This window comes from Streptomyces sp. NPDC001222 (assembly GCF_042896945.1).
In the GTDB taxonomy this organism is placed as follows: domain Bacteria; phylum Actinomycetota; class Actinomycetes; order Streptomycetales; family Streptomycetaceae; genus Streptomyces; species Streptomyces gibsoniae.
The window spans coordinates 166,111-184,211 of sequence record NZ_JBIAXT010000001.1 but is presented as its reverse complement, the minus strand read 5'-3'; the positions used below and the strand labels follow the sequence as shown (position 1 = coordinate 184,211).

17 protein-coding genes are annotated in these 18,101 nt (G+C 70.2%); 13 read left to right on the top strand and 4 right to left on the bottom strand.

Annotated features, from left to right (window positions below; all coding sequences use genetic code 11):
- Positions 1 to 136: 136 nt before the first annotated feature.
- The 4 genes from lipB to ACFY2Z_RS00830 all read left to right on the top strand — a co-directional run bounded on the left by lipB (position 137) and on the right by ACFY2Z_RS00830 (position 3,323).
- A complete protein-coding gene (gene lipB, locus ACFY2Z_RS00845) occupies positions 137 to 934 on the top strand; it encodes a lipoyl(octanoyl) transferase LipB (RefSeq protein WP_390742030.1) in 798 nt (265 codons plus the stop codon).
- Between the two features lie 124 nt (positions 935 to 1,058).
- Complete coding sequence (gene lipA, locus ACFY2Z_RS00840) at positions 1,059 to 2,024, top strand: lipoyl synthase (protein WP_390742029.1); 966 nt, start codon at positions 1,059 to 1,061, stop codon at positions 2,022 to 2,024.
- A 276-nt stretch (positions 2,025 to 2,300) separates the two neighbouring features.
- Positions 2,301 to 2,498, top strand: a complete 198-nt coding sequence (locus ACFY2Z_RS00835) for a hypothetical protein (protein WP_390742413.1) — start codon at positions 2,301 to 2,303, stop codon at positions 2,496 to 2,498.
- A gap of 123 nt (positions 2,499 to 2,621) precedes the next feature.
- On the top strand, positions 2,622 to 3,323 hold the full coding sequence (locus tag ACFY2Z_RS00830; protein ID WP_311690663.1) for a DUF4191 domain-containing protein: 702 nt from the start codon (positions 2,622 to 2,624) through the stop codon (positions 3,321 to 3,323).
- A gap of 677 nt (positions 3,324 to 4,000) precedes the next feature.
- On the opposite strand, the gene ACFY2Z_RS00825 is transcribed toward ACFY2Z_RS00830, so the two are convergent.
- Entirely contained in the window at positions 4,001 to 4,468 is a 468-nt protein-coding gene (locus ACFY2Z_RS00825) for an RDD family protein (protein ID WP_390742028.1), read from the bottom strand.
- Between the two features lie 198 nt (positions 4,469 to 4,666).
- Between ACFY2Z_RS00825 and glnA the strand changes: the two genes are divergently transcribed.
- Together glnA and ACFY2Z_RS00815 are read left to right on the top strand one after the other, a co-directional pair.
- On the top strand, positions 4,667 to 6,076 hold the full coding sequence (gene glnA, locus ACFY2Z_RS00820; protein ID WP_390742027.1) for a type I glutamate--ammonia ligase: 1,410 nt from the start codon (positions 4,667 to 4,669) through the stop codon (positions 6,074 to 6,076).
- A gap of 465 nt (positions 6,077 to 6,541) precedes the next feature.
- A complete protein-coding gene (locus ACFY2Z_RS00815; RefSeq protein WP_390742026.1) occupies positions 6,542 to 7,264 on the top strand; it encodes a dienelactone hydrolase family protein in 723 nt (240 codons plus the stop codon).
- 236 nt (positions 7,265 to 7,500) lie between these two features.
- On the opposite strand, the gene ACFY2Z_RS00810 is transcribed toward ACFY2Z_RS00815, so the two are convergent.
- Positions 7,501 to 9,507: a SpoIIE family protein phosphatase gene (locus ACFY2Z_RS00810; protein WP_390742025.1), complete on the bottom strand. Its 2,007-nt coding sequence runs from the start codon at positions 9,505 to 9,507 to the stop codon at positions 7,501 to 7,503.
- Positions 9,508 to 9,942: 435 nt separating this feature from the next.
- Here ACFY2Z_RS00810 and htpX point away from each other — a divergent pair, with 435 nt between their 5' ends.
- Together htpX and ACFY2Z_RS00800 are read left to right on the top strand one after the other, a co-directional pair.
- Complete coding sequence (gene htpX, locus ACFY2Z_RS00805) at positions 9,943 to 10,863, top strand: zinc metalloprotease HtpX (RefSeq protein WP_390742412.1); 921 nt, start codon at positions 9,943 to 9,945, stop codon at positions 10,861 to 10,863.
- Between the two features lie 3 nt (positions 10,864 to 10,866).
- Entirely contained in the window at positions 10,867 to 11,490 is a 624-nt protein-coding gene (locus ACFY2Z_RS00800) for a hypothetical protein (RefSeq protein WP_390742024.1), read from the top strand.
- Between the two features lie 19 nt (positions 11,491 to 11,509).
- Here ACFY2Z_RS00800 and ACFY2Z_RS00795 read toward each other — a convergent pair whose 3' ends face one another.
- Together ACFY2Z_RS00795 and ACFY2Z_RS00790 are read right to left on the bottom strand one after the other, a co-directional pair.
- Positions 11,510 to 11,785, bottom strand: coding sequence for a hypothetical protein (locus ACFY2Z_RS00795; protein WP_390742023.1), 276 nt, complete (start codon positions 11,783 to 11,785; stop codon positions 11,510 to 11,512).
- Positions 11,786 to 12,410: 625 nt separating this feature from the next.
- Positions 12,411 to 12,725 carry a hypothetical protein gene (locus tag ACFY2Z_RS00790; protein ID WP_311690648.1) on the bottom strand — a complete coding sequence of 105 codons (315 nt, stop codon included), beginning with the start codon at positions 12,723 to 12,725 and terminating at the stop codon, positions 12,411 to 12,413.
- Positions 12,726 to 12,946: 221 nt separating this feature from the next.
- Here ACFY2Z_RS00790 and ACFY2Z_RS00785 point away from each other — a divergent pair, with 221 nt between their 5' ends.
- The 5 genes from ACFY2Z_RS00785 (at position 12,947) to ACFY2Z_RS00765 (ending at position 17,919) form a co-directional block, all read left to right on the top strand.
- Positions 12,947 to 13,306 carry an arsenate reductase family protein gene (locus ACFY2Z_RS00785; RefSeq protein ID WP_390742022.1) on the top strand — a complete coding sequence of 120 codons (360 nt, stop codon included), beginning with the start codon at positions 12,947 to 12,949 and terminating at the stop codon, positions 13,304 to 13,306.
- A 135-nt stretch (positions 13,307 to 13,441) separates the two neighbouring features.
- Entirely contained in the window at positions 13,442 to 14,155 is a 714-nt protein-coding gene (locus ACFY2Z_RS00780; protein WP_390742021.1) for a hypothetical protein, read from the top strand.
- 653 nt (positions 14,156 to 14,808) lie between these two features.
- Entirely contained in the window at positions 14,809 to 15,840 is a 1,032-nt protein-coding gene (glnII, locus tag ACFY2Z_RS00775) for a glutamine synthetase (protein ID WP_390742020.1), read from the top strand.
- A gap of 351 nt (positions 15,841 to 16,191) precedes the next feature.
- Positions 16,192 to 16,818 carry a winged helix-turn-helix domain-containing protein gene (locus tag ACFY2Z_RS00770; RefSeq protein WP_390742019.1) on the top strand — a complete coding sequence of 209 codons (627 nt, stop codon included), beginning with the start codon at positions 16,192 to 16,194 and terminating at the stop codon, positions 16,816 to 16,818.
- Between the two features lie 72 nt (positions 16,819 to 16,890).
- The gene (locus ACFY2Z_RS00765; protein ID WP_390742018.1) at positions 16,891 to 17,919 is read left to right on the top strand and encodes an NAD-dependent epimerase/dehydratase family protein; all 1,029 of its coding nucleotides are present in this window, start codon (positions 16,891 to 16,893) and stop codon (positions 17,917 to 17,919) included.
- The last annotated feature ends 182 nt before the right edge of the window (positions 17,920 to 18,101 follow it).

Below are 18,101 nucleotides of genomic sequence, written 5' to 3'. Positions count from 1 at the left end.
GGCATGCATTCATCCGATCGTGTGAGGATTGCCCCGTCCGGCTGACGAGCCACCCGGCCCTGTCGACCGCAGGGCTGGACGTACAGTGGCGTGGGCGCCTTTCGCGCCTTACGAAGCTTCTAGGGAGGCGCTTGCCGTGAGTGAGTTGCGGTTCGTCCGTATGGGGTTCGGTGCCGAGGCCGTCGACTACCAGGAGGCCTGGGACGAGCAGCGTCGGGTGCACGCCGCACGCTTCGCCGACGAGGTCCCCGACACCTGCCTGCTCCTGGAGCACCCGCCGGTCTACACGGCGGGGCGGCGCACGGCCCCCGACGAGCGCCCCCTGGACGGCACCCCGGTCGTCGACGTGGACCGCGGCGGCAAGATCACCTGGCACGGCCCGGGCCAGCTGGTGGGCTACCCCATCCAGAAGCTCCCGCGCCCGGTCGACGTCGTCGCCCATGTGCGCCGTCTCGAAGAGGCCCTGATCCGCACCTGCGCGGAGTTCGGCGTGGAGACCACCCGGGTGGAGGGCCGCAGCGGCGTCTGGGTGCTCGGCGACCCGGTGGACCAGCGCCCCGCCCTCGGCGGTCTCTCCCTGGACTTCGACCCGCGCCTGACCGACGAGGAGTTCGACCCGCGCCTGAACGGCCCGGAGTACGCGCCCTCCAACGCCGGCCAGCGCCGGGAGGACCGCAAGCTCGCCCAGATCGGCATCCGGGTCGCCAAGGGCGTCACCATGCACGGCTTCTCGTTCAACGTGAACCCGGACACCACCTGGTTCGACCGCATCATCCCGTGCGGGATCCGCGACGCGGGCGTCACCTCGCTGGCCAACGAGCTGGGACGGGACGTGACCATCGCCGAGGTGCTGCCGGTGGTGGAGCGGCATCTGACGGACATCCTGGAGAACGCCGAGCTCAAGCCGCGGGAGATCGAGCGGACGTCGGCCTGACGGCAAAAGGGGGAATGCACCCCCGCTGCCCGAGGTTGGCCCACACACGGAGCCGAACACATCACGGGCGTACGCTGTGTACGCCGAAGAATCCAAAGTCAACGCAGACAGGCAGGGAGCCGACGTGTCCGCAGTCGCACCCGACGGACGCAAGATGCTGCGCCTGGAGGTCCGCAACAGCCAGACCCCCATCGAGCGCAAGCCCGAGTGGATCAAGACCCGGGCGAAAATGGGTCCCGAGTACACGAAGATGCAGAACCTCGTGAAGAGCGAGGGCCTGCACACGGTCTGCCAGGAAGCCGGCTGTCCCAACATCTACGAGTGCTGGGAGGACCGCGAGGCCACCTTCCTCATCGGCGGCGACCAGTGCACCCGGCGGTGCGACTTCTGCCAGATCGACACCGGCAAGCCCGAGGCGCTGGACCGTGACGAGCCCCGCCGCGTGGGCGAGTCCGTCGTCACCATGGATCTCAACTACGCCACCATCACCGGTGTCGCCCGCGACGACCTCGAGGACGGCGGCGCCTGGCTGTACGCCGAGACGGTCCGGCAGATCCATCGGCAGACGGCGGACCGCGACAGCGGCCGTACGAAGGTGGAGCTCCTCGCCCCCGACTTCAACGCGGTTCCCGAGCAGCTCGCCGAGGTCTTCTCCGCCCGCCCCGAGGTCTTCGCGCACAACGTCGAGACGGTCCCGCGGATCTTCAAGCGCATCCGCCCCGGCTTCCGCTACGAGCGCTCCCTGAAGGTCATCACCGCGGCCCGCGACTACGGCCTGGTGACCAAGTCGAACCTGATCCTCGGCATGGGCGAGACGCGCGAGGAGATCAGCGAGGCGCTGCACCAGCTGCACGACGCCGGCTGCGAGCTGATCACCATCACGCAGTACCTGCGTCCGAGCGTCCGCCACCACCCCGTGGAGCGCTGGGTCAAGCCGCAGGAGTTCGTGGAGCTGAAGGAGGAGGCCGAGGAGATCGGGTTCTCCGGCGTGATGTCCGGACCGCTGGTCCGTTCCTCGTACCGCGCCGGCCGGCTCTACCAGATGGCCGTCGAGAAGCGTGGCGCCTACGTCGCCTCGCAGGCCGTCTGACCCTGGTTCGCCTAGGCTTGTGGCACCCCGTGCCACTTCCCGCGTGTGAATCCGCACACAAGTGACTACCTCCCGGTAATGGCCGATTGACGCGGTCCCGACCGTCCCCGCAGCTTGGGGGGCCGTCAGGGCCGCGTCAGGCTTTTGGGCGTCTGTATCAAGGTTTCATTGGCGTTTGACCAGTGAGTCACGCCCTGGTAACACCAAACAGTGACGCTGGACTCACGCCACGTACAACTCCTGCCCGAGCCGCCGACCCGAGGGGGGACCTCCACCATGCAGGCCGCGCCCGTACGCGCCACCGCGATCCCGTCATTCACCGATGCACTCCGTGCCATCGAATCGCTTCTCATGAGCGGCGGCCAGCGCACCGCCCGCCAGAACGCCTGGACCTCCGTCCTCGAGGACCGCCGACGCGCCAAGGCCCGTGTCGAGGCGCAGCGCGTGTTCGAGTCCGTGGCGTCCCGCTCGTAGCGACGCCCTTCCGCTCTCCCCGCCGGGAGCGTCCCCACCGCTCCCCCCTTCACTCCCCCGCTCCTCGTGCCCGACCCGGCACTGCCGTCGTGGGCACTTCCCGGGCCACGTAGACTTCGTGCCATGGCGAGGAAGGAACCTGCAGCGGACGCTGCGAACGCGGGGCGACTGAAGCAGATCGCCCTGACCTACAAGATGACCCGCAAGGCCGACCCCAAGATCGGTCTTGTGCTCGCGGCTATCGGAATCGTCACCTTCGGTGTCTTCCTCGCGGTCGGCTTCTTGATCGGTCACCCCCTTTATCTGGGCATCCCCGGCCTGCTGCTCGCCTTCCTCGCGATGACGATCATCTTCGGTCGCCGGGCCGAGCGTGCCGCCTTCGGCCAGATGGAGGGCCAGCCGGGCGCCGCCGCGGCGGTCCTGGACAACATCGGCCGTGGCTGGACGACGACGCCGGCGGTCGCGATGAACCGCAGCCAGGACGTGGTGCACCGCGCGGTCGGCAAGGCCGGCATCGTGCTGGTCGCCGAGGGCAACCCGAACCGGGTCAAGAGCCTGCTGGCCGCCGAGAAGAAGAAGATGGCCCGCATCGTGGCGGACGTCCCGGTGCACGACGTGCTCGTCGGCAAGGGTGAGGGTCAGGTCGAGCTGAAGAAGCTCCGTACGACGATGCTGAAGTTCCCGCGGGTGCTGACCGGTCCCCAGGTGACCGCGACCAACGACCGACTGCGGGCGCTGGGTGACCTGATGAGCAACATGCCGCTGCCGAAGGGGCCGCTGCCGAAGGGGATGCGGATGCCGCGGGGTGGTGGTCGCCAGCGGTGACGCTGCCGCTGGGCTTGGCCGGTTTCGGGGCCCTTGGAGAACCTGTGCGGTTCTTCGAGGGTCCTGTTTTTTTGGGGGTGGGGTGGTGCGGTTTCCGGGGGTGTGCTGCGGTTTCTGGGGGTGTGCGGGTGGTGGGGAGTTTTGCACAGCTCCCCGCACCCCTGAGGGTGGTTCTGCCCGCGCCCTCGCAGGTGCGGGCCCGTGGGGGGAATTCGCGCAGTTCCCGCGCCCCTGGAAGGCCGCCCGCCCGCGCCTTCTCAGGTCCGGGCCCGCGGGGGGAATTCGCGCAGTATCCCGCGCCCCTGAGAACCCTCCCACCCGCGCGCCCTCAGGTCCGGGGCCCGCAGGGGAATTCGCGCAGTATCCCGCGCCCCTGAGAACCCCCCGCCCGCGCGCCCTCAGGTCCGGGGCCCGCAGGGGATTTCACGCAGTACCCCGGGCCCCTGAGAACCCTCCCACCCGCGCGCCCTCAGGTCCGGGGCCCGCAGGGGAATTCGCGCAGTATCCCGCGCCCCTGAGAACCCCCCACCCGCGCGCCCTCAGGTCCGGGGCCCGCAGGGGAATTCGCGCAGTACCCCGCGCCCCTGGAGGGCCGCCCGCCCGGCCGCGGGTCCGGGAGTCGTTCGCCGTGGGGCGGATGGAACGGTGGTTTCCCTTGGCTCGGGGGGAAGCGAGGGTCAGATTCTGGTTTCCACCGTTTTGGCGACGCGGTCGTGGAGGCCTCGGCCGTCGCGGTCCCAGATCAGGGCCGGGATCGCCAGGCACAGCAGGATCGTGCGGGTCAGGGCGCGCAGCGGGGCCACCCGGCCGGTGTCCACCGACGCCACCCGGATGCCGAAGAGCCGCTTGCCGGGAGTGACGCCGACCGTGCCCACCGTCAGGACGCTCATCACGAAGAAGACGAGCAGCGCCCAGTTCGGCGTGGCACGGGTGTAGCCGTCGGTGATCAGACCGTATGCGATCAGGACGCACAGGCCCCAGTCGACGGCCAGGGCGCCGATACGCCGGCCCGGGCGGGCGATCGAGCCCGGCCCCTGCTCGGGCAGACCGAGCTGCTCTCCCCGGTATCCGAAGTCCGCCCCGGCGTCCTCCATGGCCGCGCGGGGACCGGAGAGCCACGATCCGATTGCTTGCCTGTTGTCCACCCGTCCACGGTACTGCCCCCCATTTCGGACACAGAAGGGTGGGTCGGTCGGGCCTCCGGCTGGTTAACCTGGGAGAAACAAATGGGTCACGCCCGAGAAATCCCCCGTCCCTATGGTCGGCTGCAGCGTGTGCCACCGCACTGGCCGCACGAACGAACTACCACCCCGGCACGGACGGTCGGGAGTAGGAGGAGCTGGATGTTCCAGAACGCCGACGAGGTCAAGAAGTTCATCGCGGACGAGGACGTCAAGTTCATCGACGTCCGCTTCTGCGACCTGCCGGGCGTCATGCAGCACTTCACGGTGCCCGTCGAGGCGTTCGACCCGGACGAGGAGCTGGCCTTCGACGGATCGTCGATCCGCGGCTTCCAGGCCATTCACGAGTCCGACATGGCGCTGCGCGCGGACCTGTCGACCGCCCGGGTCGACCCCTTCCGCCGTGACAAGACGCTCAACATCAACTTCTTCATCCACGACCCGATCACGGGTGAGCAGTACTCCCGTGACCCGCGCAACGTGGCGAAGAAGGCCGAGGCCTACCTCGCCTCCACCGGTATCGCGGACACCGCGTACTTCGGTCCCGAGGCCGAGTTCTACGTCTTCGACTCCGTCCGCTTCGCGACCAGCGCGAACGAGTCCTTCTACCACATCGACTCCGAGGCGGGCGCCTGGAACACCGGTGCGCTGGAGGACAACCGCGGCTACAAGGTCCGCTACAAGGGCGGCTACTTCCCGGTCCCGCCGGTCGACCACTTCGCCGACCTGCGCGCCGAGATCTCCCTGGAGCTGGAGAAGAACGGCCTGAAGGTCGAGCGCCAGCACCACGAGGTCGGCACCGCCGGCCAGGCCGAGATCAACTACAAGTTCAACACGCTGCTCGCCGCAGCCGACGACCTCCAGCTCTTCAAGTACATCGTGAAGAACGTCGCCTGGCGCAACGGCAAGACCGCGACCTTCATGCCGAAGCCGATCTTCGGCGACAACGGCTCGGGCATGCACGTCCACCAGTCCCTGTGGAGCAACGGCGACCCGCTGTTCTACGACGAGGCCGGTTACGCGGGCCTGTCGGACACCGCCCGCTACTACATCGGCGGCATCCTCAAGCACGCCCCGTCGCTGCTGGCCTTCACCAACCCGACGGTGAACTCGTACCACCGTCTGGTGCCGGGCTTCGAGGCGCCGATCAACCTGGTGTACTCGCAGCGGAACCGCTCCGCCGCGATGCGTATCCCGATCACCGGCTCGAACCCGAAGGCCAAGCGCGTCGAGTTCCGTGCCCCGGACTCCTCCGGCAACCCGTACCTGGCCTTCTCGGCCCTGCTCCTCGCGGGCCTGGACGGCATCAAGAACAAGATCGAGCCGGCCGAGCCGATCGACAAGGACCTCTACGAGCTGGCTCCCGAGGAGCACGCCAACGTGGCCCAGGTCCCGACCTCGCTCCCGGCCGTCCTCGACTCGCTGGAGGCCGACCACGAGTTCCTCCTCCAGGGCGACGTGTTCACGCCGGACCTGATCGAGACGTGGATCGACTTCAAGCGCACGAACGAGATCGCCCCGCTCCAGCTGCGTCCGCACCCGCACGAGTTCGAGCTGTACTTCGACGTGTGATGTGGGCCCCAGGTCGGAGCGGGTGACCGCTCCCCTGGGCCGTCTGTGGGCCGTCGGCCGGCTCTCCCCGCGTGGGAGAGCCGGCCTTCGGCTTTTCGGATCCGGCTTCCGGGGCCGGTCAGGCTGCGTCGTCCTGTCGCTCTTGGCACACCTGGTCGACGGCTTTGGGGGCTCGAAGCCGGCTGTTCGGCAACAGGTGCGTGCAGCTGCGCAGCGTCTTCTTCGGTGTGAAGCCGCTGGATCTTGCCGGCTGAGCGTGACCGCCTTCGCGGCGGGCCGGGGAGTCTCCGTAATAACCCGTTGGCGGACACGGCGACCACTGCTACCTTTCCGGAGGCCGTGCGAGAGAACGAGGAGGTGGTACCCGTGAACGCAGTATCGACATGGGTGCTCCCCTCCGGGGTCACGGTCGGGCGATAGGTCGTCCGGGAGCGCCGTTCACGAGCACTCCCGAAAGGCACGACCATGCGATTCACTTCCGAACAGCGCCTCGACGACGGCGTCCTCGAACGCGAATTCACCCTTGGCGAGATCCCCGGCACCCTGTGGACGCCTGAATCCGCCGCACCGGCCCCGCTGATCCTGATGGCCCACAACAACGGCCTGCCCAAGGGGGAAGCCCGGCTGGTGGCCCGGGCCCGGCACTCCGCGGCGCACGGCTACGCGGTGGCCACCATCGACGCCGCCGGGTGCGGTGACCGGCCCCGTTCCGCCGCCGACGAGAAGGCCCGCGCCGACCTCCGCCGGGCGATGCAGGCCGGCGAGCCGGTCGACGAGATCTTCGAGTCCTTCATCGGCCCGCTGGTCGCAAAGGCGGTCCCTGAATGGCGGACCACCCTGGACGCCCTCCTTGCGCTGCCCGAGATCGGCGGCCCGGTCGGGTACTCGGGGTGGACCGCCGTCGGCGTTCGGCTGGCGGTGGTCGAACCGCGCATCGCGGCCGCCGGCTTCTTCGCCGGGGGTTACGTCCCCCGCGCCCAACGTGAGGAGGCCCGGCAGGTCACCATTCCGCTGCTGTTCCTGCTGCAGTGGGACGACGAAGGCAACCCCCGCCAGCGGGCCCTGGACCTGTTCGACGCCTTCGGCACCAAGGAGAAGACGCTGCACGCCAATCTGGGCGGGCACACCGGCACCCCGTGGTTCGAGGTGGAGGACGGGGACCGGTTCTTCGGCCGGCACCTGAAGTGAGGCCGTGCCGTCAGGCCGGCAGCCAGGCGGCACGGGCGACAGGCGCGGCAGGCCGCGCCATCAGTGATCCAGCACTCCAAGAGGACAGCTGACGCCTGGCACCACGCCGAACAGGGATCCCTGAGTGGCAGAGGTTCTGCGATCGTCCTGATGAGGATGAGGCCGGACCTCAAGGCCTTGGCCTGGCACGGGCGCCGTCCGTATCGTCGGCCGGCGCCCGTCGCCTCATCGGGCGTTCACCGGGGGATGAAGGTGCCGACGCGGGCGATGAGGAGGGCGATGTCGTCCTGAGCGGGGGTTGGGGCAAGGCGGTCGATGAGGGTGTCGGCCAGTTCGTCGAGGGACGGATGGGTACCGGCGAGGAGGTGGATGAGCTCCTCCAGGCGCTCATCGAGGTCCTGCTCTCGGGCTTCCACGAGCCCGTCGGTGTAGAGGACGATCACAGTCCCGGGAGCGACGGGGATCTCCGTGGTCGTGTAGGAGATGCCACCGATGCCGAGCGGCGCGCCGGCGGGCAGTTCGACGAGGCGGGCAGTGCCGTCGGGGGTGATCAGGGCAGGTGGGGGGTGTCCGGCCCGGGCGAGCCGGCAGCGGTTGGCCGCGGCGTCACAGACGCCGTACACGCATGTGGCCAGGATCGGGCCGTCGAGGTCCTGCATTGCCTGGTCAAGGTTGTGCAGCAGCTGGTCGGGGGGCAGGTCCAGCCGGACGAGGGCGCGGAGTGTGCTGCGCATCTGGCCCATGACGGCGGCGGCGGGGATGCCGTGCCCCATGACGTCGCCGATGGCCAGGGCGGCCTTGTCGAGGGTCATGGCGGCCACGTCGTACCAGTCGCCGCCCACCTCACTGGCGTCGGAGGCGGGCAGGTAGCGGTGGGCGATCTCGATACCGCCCGGGGGGTTGAAGCTGCGGGGCAGCATGCTTCGCTGCAGCGTCAGAGCTGTTTCGTGCTCGCGGGCGTAGCGAAGGGCGTTGTCGATCGCCACGGCGGCCCTGGCCGCGATTTCCCCGGCATCGGACAGCTCGTCCTCCGCGAACGGGCTGGGGTTCTCCGCTCGCCAGAGGCCGATCGCACCCACAAGTGTGCGCCGTGAGTACAGCGGGGCGGTGATCAGCGAGTGCATGCCGTAGTCCAGCAGTTTGCGGGCCTGGTGGCCGTGCTCGGCCTGCCATACGGACGAGGTACGAAGGTCCGGCACAAAGGTCGCGCTCGCGGTCGCCAGAGCGATCTGTGAGCCCACAGGATCGAGCGGAGGGGCATCGCGGACCCCGCCCAGTGCGACGCGGCGAGCCCCCGCGCCCTGGTCGGCGAGCGGCTCGTCGACGAGCAGGACGGGCAAGGCCAGATCCACGGTGACGAAGTCGGCGAAACGTGGGACCAGCACGCGCACCAGTTCCTGTGCGGTCTGCTTCGCGTCGAGAGTGGTGCCGATGACAATGCTGGCTTCGTACAACAGTCCGAGGCGCTCGTGAGCGCGACGTGCCTGCCCACGGCTCTCCTGAAGTGAGCAGGCCATGGTGTTGAACGCCGTCCCGAGCTGCCCGATCTCGCCCCTGCCGGTTTCGGGCATCCGCACGGCGAGGTCGCCGCCGGCGAGCTGGGACGCCACGCCGGCCGCCTTGCGGACCGGCCAGACAACGGCCCGGACCATGTACCCGGCGAAGGTCGCGATGAGGAGCATTGAGCCGGCAAGGCCGATCGACGCTGCCACGACCGCTTCCCGGACGTCGTCATTGGCCGCGCTTTCACGCGCCGCGATCAGGGCTTCCTGGGTCGAGTCGTACCGGTCGAACTGCTTCCTGAGCGCGTCGACGCGCCGCTTCCCTTCCAGCGTCGCCCCCACGCCGCGGGCCCGGGGATCCCCTCGGCTCGCAGCCGCGACCAGCGGAACCGAGTAGTCGTGGATGAGGGACTCGCCGGCCTGCCTGATGTGCTGGGCCAGTGTCTTCTGGCCGGGGGTGGTGCTGAGGCGCACGAGTTGCTGTGCCTGGCCGGAGAACGTGGCCCGGGCGGTCTGCCATGGCTCGAGGAACTGCTTCTCCCCGGTGATGACGAAGCCGCGCTGGCCTGTCTCCAGATCGACGACGAGTCGCTCGACGGTCCTCGCCTGGGCGAGCGCCGTATGTGTGTGGCGGTCGGCCGCCGCCGACTGGCCGAGCCCGGTGATCGTCCAGAGCAGCACCATGAAGGCGAACCCGATCAGCAGGGCGAGCAGCCCACCGGCGACAGCGGTAAGGGGCACCAGCCCCGCACGTGCGCGTCTCTTTCGTGGACCTGACATGCGCATCCCCTACCCTGCGCACGAACCGGTGGCCGAATCGCCGACAGGGCGGTCTCGCGGTGAGCTCCGTTCCCTTGAGTCTAGGTTGGGGACGACGTCCCTGCTGGTCGGAGCAATGGTGCCGGCGGTCCGCCGAGGTGACCCGGGCAGGTCGTCATTTCCTCGACGTGTGATCGGCGCTGCCCGCCCGCACTCCGGGGCCGCCGCCCGCAGCGGCTGGCGGCCCCGCCGCGTGCCACGGGTGAGGGAGGGTGCCCGCGGGGGCTGACGCACAGCGACGTACCGCGACTCACAGGGACCTTTTGCTGCTCCTAGGGCCGTTCGGAACCACTTCATGGGAATCCGCAGGTGCACACTGGACAGCGGGACGAGTGCCTGAACTGCGGGGTGATGCAGATGCAGAGCCGCTTCCGGAGCGATCGGCGCCTGACCGTGCGGATGACGGTCACGCTGTTCCTGCTGGGACTGCTGTACGTGGGCTTCATCGCGGCGTTGATCACGTTGCTGAGGTCCTGGGTACTGGTCGTCGTCCTGGTGGGCGCGATGTTCGTGGCGCAGTTCTGGTTCTCCGACCGGATCGCGCTGTTCGCCATGCACGGGCGGGTCGTGGAGCGCGAGCAGTATCCCGAGCTGCACGCGGTGGTCGACCGGCTGTGCGCGATCGCGGACATGCCGAAGCCGGTGGTGGCCGTGTCCGATATGGACATGCCGAACGCGTTCGCGACCGGGCGCAATCCCGACCATGCCGTGGTCTGTGTGACCACGGGCCTGCTACGGCGGCTGGACCCCGCCGAGCTGGAGGGTGTGCTCGCGCACGAGCTGTCGCATGTGGCGCACAAGGACGTCGCCGTGATCACGGTCGCGTCCTTCCTCGGCGTGATCGCGGGACTGATCGTGCGGTTCGCCTTCTACTCCCAGATCTTCGGCGGTGGCCGCCGGGACCAGAACACCGCGGCGGTGTTCGCCGCAGTGCTGGGCGTCTCGGCAGCCGTGTACGCGATCAGCTTCCTGCTGATCCGGGCGCTGTCCCGGTACCGGGAGCTGGCGGCCGACCGGGCGGCGGCACATCTGACCGGGCGTCCCTCGGCGCTGGCCTCCGCACTGACCAAGGTCACCGGGGACATCGCCCGGATCCCGTCCGAGGACCTGCGCACGGCCCAGGCCTTCAACGCCTTCTACTTCACCCCGGCGACCGGCAAGGAGCCCGGCATCGAGCGGTTCTTCTCCACCCACCCGACCCTTCAGCAGCGGCTGGACCAGCTGGGGCGGATCTCCGCCGAGCTGGGTGAGGCCACCGCGCCGGGGAAGGCGGGCTGAACCTTGGGGCTGCTGGACATCCTGCTGGGCCGTACCAAACCCGTCGCACCCGACCTCGACCAGCTGTTCGCGCTGCCGTCGGCGGCCGTGACGCTCCAGGCGGCGGCCGGGTTCACGCCGACCGGGGGCGGCGCGGTGTGCTTCGCCACGGTGGAGGGCGGGGCCTTCGAGCAGACCCACCGGGAGGTCCAGGCCCTCCTGGACGCGGACGCCGACCGCACCGGTCCGCCCGTGGAACTCCGGCAGGACGAATACGGCTACTCCTGGCTGGTCTCCCGGCGGACCCCCGACCAACTGCCCCAGCTGGTCAACGATCTGCACGCGGTGAACAGCTCGATGGAGGTCAACGGCTTCGGACCGCAGCTGCTGTGCTCCCTGGCCGGATTCGAGTACGTCTCCGGGAACCAGGGGGACGCCGGACACGAGGGCGGCCGGGCCGGCCGGAAGCTGGCCCTTGTCTACCTCTACAAACGCGGCACCTTCTACCCCTTCGCCCCGCTGCCCGGCTCCGCCCAGAGCCGGGACAGCGCGCTGGAGTTGCAGGTGAAGGCGGCGCTCGCGAACGACCTCAGGATCGAGCAGGACCTGAGCCGCTGGTTCCCCGTGTGGGGCGCCCCCGGTCTGTGACCGGCGGCGCCCCGGGGGCTCACTTGTTCTTCTCGCGCTCCTGACGGCGGGTCTCGAAGGGGCGCTCGCGGCGGTAGCGGCGCTCCCACTTGGCCTGCTGGTCACGGCGCTCGCGGTACTGCTGGTAGGTGGCCGCCGCCCCCGGGGCGGCCCCCGTGCCCGATGACGCCGAGGACGAGCGCCGTCCGTACTGCGCGTACAGGAAGAGCAGGACGGCGGCGGCGAGCCACCAGGCGTGGTTGGTGAACCCCAGGACGACGAGGACTACGGTTCCGACGATGACGATGGTGCCCATGACGGGCCTCCGTGCGTGGGTGAGTGGTTGTGCCAACGCTGTCCGACGGGTCGCTGGGGGTGGGCGGCCGTCGTAGGTGCGTAGAGAGTAGCCCTGAGTCCACCGGCTGGTACCGGTCCTTCGGAAAGCGGTGGTGGGCGGCTCCGGAACGCGTGTCCAGCGTAGGGACACGGTCACTCGCCGTGCATCCCCTTTTCGACGCGGTGCGTCCTCGCCAGGGGTGGCCGTACGGATCAGCGCGTACGGGATCGATGTGCGCGCACCCGGCTCGCGGGCCGGGGGTCCGTGGGGCCCCGGCCCGGGCGCGGGCCGTAGGGGCCTCTGGGGAACGGTCCGGTGCGGGTGGCGGGCCGGCCCGGGGGCCGGAGGCCGGAGCGCGGGGCGTGGTGCGGCACGGGCACCGTCAGAGCTGACGTCGTAGGGGTGCGTCCGTGTCGTGCCATCGCCTCTCCCGCCTGTCCGCGACGGCTCTCCACACCGTCCCTGCCTCAGTGAAGGCATGGACGGGGGCCGTCCGCATGTCGGGTACGGCACTCCGGGTGACGGCGAGCCGCCGACGGACGAGCCTCGCCGGGCGCCCCACCGCACAGGGCACCCGGCTCAACCGCTCCCCTGCGTCAACGGCTCAACGGCTGTACCGCATCAGCGCTCGCACCATGTGGCACGTGGTGTCCGACGGCGGATGCACCCCGATCTGCTCCGCCGTGCTCCGGATCGTCTCGTTGTGGGCCTGGTTCGGCACGTACACCCCGGAGTCGAGCAGCGCGATCGCGAGGCGCATCGCCTTCAGACGGCGGTTGTGCGTGACGTACCACTCGCGCGGCCGTCCCGGAGGGAGCGGGCGCTTCTCCACCGGCGCGTACGGCAGATCCATGAGCACCCGCCTCCTGGCGGTGGACTGGGTCGGCTTCGACCTGGGTTTCGTTGCGGCAGCGGGCACGGGCATCCTCCTGTCGCGGTCAGGGAGCCGGCCGGACGTCCCGGCCACTCCCTCGAACACTACTTCCAGTCTACTGCCCGGCACTGACATTCAGGGAGTCCGCCGAGACCAGCAAACACCCAGCTCAGAAAGGAAATTGGCACCCAGTCACACCAGTTTCGCGAGGGGCCTCTGAGGTGGCATCAAATTCGAACAGAGGGGACTCGGCTACCGTGGGCCGCATGGAGATCTGGATCAATCCGGCCTGCTCGAAGTGCCGCAGCGCCCTCACCCTGCTCGACGCCGAGGGCGCCGACTACACGGTCCGCCGCTATCTGGAGGACGTCCCCACCGAGGACGAGATCCGCGACGTTCTGACGCGGCTCGGCCTCGAACCCTGGGACATCACCCGCACCCAGGAGGCCGACGCCAAGGAGCTCGGCATGAAGGAGTGGGCGAGGGACCACGCGAACCGCGACCGCTGGGTGCGCGCACTCGCCGAACACCCCCGGCTCATCCAGCGGCCGATCATCACCGCCGACGACGGGACGGCCGTGGTCGGCCGCACGGACGAGGCGGTACGGGACGCCTTGTCCCGCTGAGCCACAACTCCCGCGTGACCCACGTCACTTCAGTGACTCCTGGAACCGCTGAGTAACCCCGTTCGGGATCTCGTACATAGCGGCGTACCTTTCGCGACCGGCCGTCGACGAGGCGGCCGGGGACAGGAGGCGCGCATGTCGCGTAGGAGAACCCTCAGCCCCAAGAAGAAGATCGCGCTGGCAGTCACCGCCGTCGCCGTGGCGGGCAGCGGGGCCTTCGCCCTCGCGGCCACCTCGAACGCGGCCAACGTGCAGACCGCAGCCACCTCGACGGTCTGCAAGGGACTCGCCACCGCACTCGGCAACAACGAGTCGTTCATCGCCGGGCAGAAGGCCAAGCCGGACGCCCAGTCGGCGGCACGCATCGCCAACCGCGAGGCCGTCATCGCCCAGATCAAGGTCCAGCAGCAGGCGTCGGACTGTCAGGTCGGGGAGTCCGTGCAGGCGGGCGGGGCGGCGCAGGCCGGTGGCGCGGCGCAGGCCGGGGGGTCGGCTCAGGACCCTCAGGCCGGGCAGGCCGCGTCCACCCCGCCGGCGAACACCGCTCCCGCGAAGGGCGCGGGGAACAACGGCAACGCCGGCAACGCCGGTGCCGCCTCGGGCCAGCAGGTCTGCAAGGGCTCGACCGTGACGCTGTCCGGCGAGGCCGGCGCCCCGGCTGCGTCCAGCAACCAGTTCCCGGCGGGCACGAAGCTGAAGGTCACCAACCTGGACAACAACAAGTCCACGACGGTGACGGTCACTTCGGTCTCCGGTAGTTGTGTGCTGCTCAACAACGCCGCCTTCGAGCAGGTCCGCGAGCCCGGCAAGTTCCTGATCCGCCGGGCCGTGATCGAGAAGGTGGGGTGAGGTCAGCCCCTTAGGAACTCCAGGAGGCGGCGGTTCGCGGCCGCCGGGCAGCTGTACGGAACGGACGGGGGACTCCGCGCCCGGCAGCGACCCGGCGGCACGGACGGCCACAGGGCGGGGATCACGGGTCCTGCTGCTCGCGGCCACGAGCGGCAGGACCCTGGTGTGCGGCGAGCGCGGCGCGGCAGCGCTCGGACACGGCCCCGCGACCGGGCGGACCGTCGGGAACCGGGCCGCCGCCTCCTGGGGCCGCACCCACACGGCCGGTGACAGCGGGACGTCGGGCACGTACGGCGGACACGCGACGGACACGACCGGCGGCGGGTGCTCATCACGGTGGACGAGCAGGCGGTACAGCTCGGCCGGGGGGTGTTCGGGCCGTTGGCCGGGCGGGCCGGAGAGCTGCTCCAGGGGTACGGCGAGCGGGAAACCGGCGGCGGTACGGGGCTTCCTGGACGGTGTCCTGGGGCGGCCGCGGACCAGGGCCGCCCCACTGCCGCCGGTTGACACGCAGCCGCCGGTAACACGGGGTTCACACCCGGGCAATGGACGAGAAATCGCCTGTTGGCAGGCTGCGGGGCAGGAAAACGCGGTGCACGACGGCGCCGCGGCACCCGCAAGTGCACCAAGACACACCCCGAAGGATGTGGCCCGTGACCTTCAAGGCTGAGTACATCTGGATCGACGGCACCGAGCCGACGGCCAAGCTCCGTTCCAAGACGAAGATCATCACGGGTGCCCCCGCCGGTCTGGACTCACTGCCGATCTGGGGCTTCGACGGGTCCTCCACCAACCAGGCCGAGGGACACTCCTCGGACTGCGTGCTCAAGCCGGTCTTCACCTGCCCGGACCCGATCCGCGGCGGCGACGACGTCCTGGTGCTGTGCGAGGTCCTCGACACGGACATGGCCCCGCACCCGTCCAACACGCGTGCCGCGCTGGTCGAGGTCGCCGAGCGGTTCGCCGCGCAGGAGCCGATCTTCGGCATCGAGCAGGAGTACACCTTCTTCGACGGCACGCGCCCGCTCGGCTTCCCCGAGGGCGGCTTCCCGGCCCCCCAGGGCGGCTACTACTGCGGTGTCGGCGCCGATGAGATCTTCGGCCGTGAGATCGTCGAGGCGCACCTGGACAACTGCCTGAAGGCGGGCCTCGGCCTGTCCGGGATCAACGCCGAGGTCATGCCGGGCCAGTGGGAGTTCCAGGTCGGCCCGCTCTCCCCGCTGGAGGTCTCCGACCAACTGTGGGTGGCCCGCTGGCTGCTGTACCGCACCGCCGAGGACTTCGGCGTCTCCGCGACCCTGGACCCGAAGCCGGTCAAGGGCGACTGGAACGGCGCCGGCGCGCACACGAACTTCTCGACCAAGGCGATGCGTGAGGGCTACGACGCGATCATCACCGCCTGCGAGGCGCTCGGCGAGGGCTCCAAGCCCCTGGACCACGTCAAGAACTACGGCGCCGGCATCGACGACCGTCTGACCGGCCTGCACGAGACCGCCCCGTGGAACGAGTACTCCTACGGCGTCTCCAACCGCGGCGCCTCCGTCCGTATCCCGTGGCAGGTCGAGAAGGACGGCAAGGGCTACATCGAGGACCGCCGCCCGAACGCCAACGTCGACCCGTACGTGGTCACCCGTCTGCTCGTCGGCACCTGTTGCACGGCCCTGGAGAAGGCCGACCAGGTCTGACCGACGCCCAACGACGCTCGAGGGCGCCCACCCGATCCGGTGGGCGCCCTCGAGCGTCCAATGCGTGAGAGAAGACTGCTGCCGGGCCCGGCTGTCTGCTTCAATGGGGCCATGGCCAGTTTCCAGGAGTGCAGCGCGACGGGTCGCCATGACCTCGAGCCCTTCTGGCCTTCCCGTCAGCACCACGACTTCGACCGGGTGTGTTGTCGCGCGCGGAACGCGCAGGCCCTCTAAAGCCGGCACCCCGGCCTTCGGCCGGCGCGCACGACGTACGTCCTCGACGACCCCGGCCACGAACTCGCGGTCGTCGGCCTCCCCGACGAACTCCTCGCGTGAAAGAGCTGACCTCTCATGGCGACCACTCGTTCTCTGCCGACCGCCACCCTCGACACTTCGGCGGTCCCCTCGACCGGCTCCGCACGGCACCGGCTGCGTGCCGTCGACCGGGACGAGGTCCCCGGCGTGCCGGACTTCCTGCCGCCGGGCGCCACCTGGCTGCCCGTGCCCCCGCACTCCCTGCCCGAGCTGCCGGGCCGGCCGCCGATGATCGGCTATCTGGTGCTCGTACCGGCCGACCAGCCGCCCCCCTTCGCGCCGGTCGCCGTCCCCGCCCCCGCGGAGGACACCCGGGCCGACGACACGCCGGCGGACGACCTTCGGGCCGGGCGGACCGCCGACCCCTCCGCCGGGGAACCGCTCGTCCGCATCGACGCCGCGCGGCGCACCGCCGAGGTGGCCGGGCGACCGCTCGACCTCACGTACCTGGAGTTCGAGCTGCTCGCCCATTTGGTGGCGCACCCCCACCGGGTGCACACCCGGGACCAGCTGGTGAGCACGGTCTGGGGCTACGGGCACGTGGGCGACGGGCGCACCGTGGACGTCCATGTCGCCCGGCTGCGCCGCAAGCTCGGCGCCGAGCACCGCCAGGCGATCCAGACCGTACGGCGCGTGGGCTACAAGTACACACCGGGCCGCTGACCCCGCCGCCCCGGATCTTCTGTCAGCAGATCCGTGTTCCGCCCCGCGGACCGGCCGGGCACAGTCTTCGGCATGAGACTTCTGGTGCTGGGCGGTACGGAGTTCGCGGGGCGGGCCGTCGTGGCGGCGGCGCTCGACCGGGGCTGGGAGGTGACCGTCCTCAACCGGGGGCGGCACCGACCCCCGCCCGGGGTACGGCAGATACAGGGTGACCGCACCGCGCCCGGCGGGCTCGCGGCGCTCGAAGGGGATCGCGAGCCCGGCGGCTGGGACGCCGTCGTCGACACCTGGTCTGGGGCGCCGCGCGCGGTGCACGAGTCCGCCCGGCTGCTCGCCGGCCGGGCCGGGCGGTATGTGTACGTGTCCAGTTGCTCGGTCTACGCCTGGGCTCCCGATCCCGGCTACGACGAGGACGCTCCCCTGGTCCAGGGCGCGGCGGCCGACGCGGAGCAGACCGCGTACCCGCAGGACAAGCTCGGAGGCGAGCTGGCCGCCGTGGCGGCGTTCGGTGCGCGGAGGTCCCTGCTGGTGCGGTCGGGGCTGATCCTGGGGCCGTACGAGAACATCCACCGGCTGCCGTGGTGGCTCACCCGGATCGCCCGCGGCGGTCCGGTCCTCGCGCCCGGTCCGCACGACCTGCCGTTGCAGTACGTCGACGTACGGGATCTGGCGGAGTGGATCCTCGGCGCGGTGGAGCGGGGGCTGAGCGGGCCGTACAACCTCATGAGTCCGCAGGGCCACACGACCATGGGCGAGCTGCTGGCGACCTGCGTACAGGAGACCGGGAGCGATGCCCGGCTGTGCTGGACCGCGCCCGAGGTGATCCTCGACGCGGGCATCGAGCCCTGGACGCAGCTGCCGGTGTGGGTGCCGCCGGGCAGCGAGGCCCACGCGGCCCTGCACGGCGCGGACGTGTCGCGGGCGGTCCGGGACGGACTGCGCTGCCGGCCGGTGGCGGAGACCGTGGCCGACACCTGGGACTGGCTGCGGAGCGCCGGCCCGAACGCGTCCCGGCGGCCCGGTCGTCCGAAGGTGGGCCTCGATCCCGCGCTGGAGCAGAAAGTGCTGGCCGGCAAAGGCGGGAACGGCACCGAACATTGAATTGAATTCAAAAAACCCTGGATACCCTCCTCAATTCTCGTTGAAACAGGGGCTTCTGTGGCTCTTGCGCCCGAAATGGCCGTACGAAGCTCTAAGTTTTTTTCCGAGGCTCCTGAACACCCCCCACACCCCCTGCGTATGAGAGGACACCGCTTCACGCCTGTCGGGCGCCTCCGCCCCGA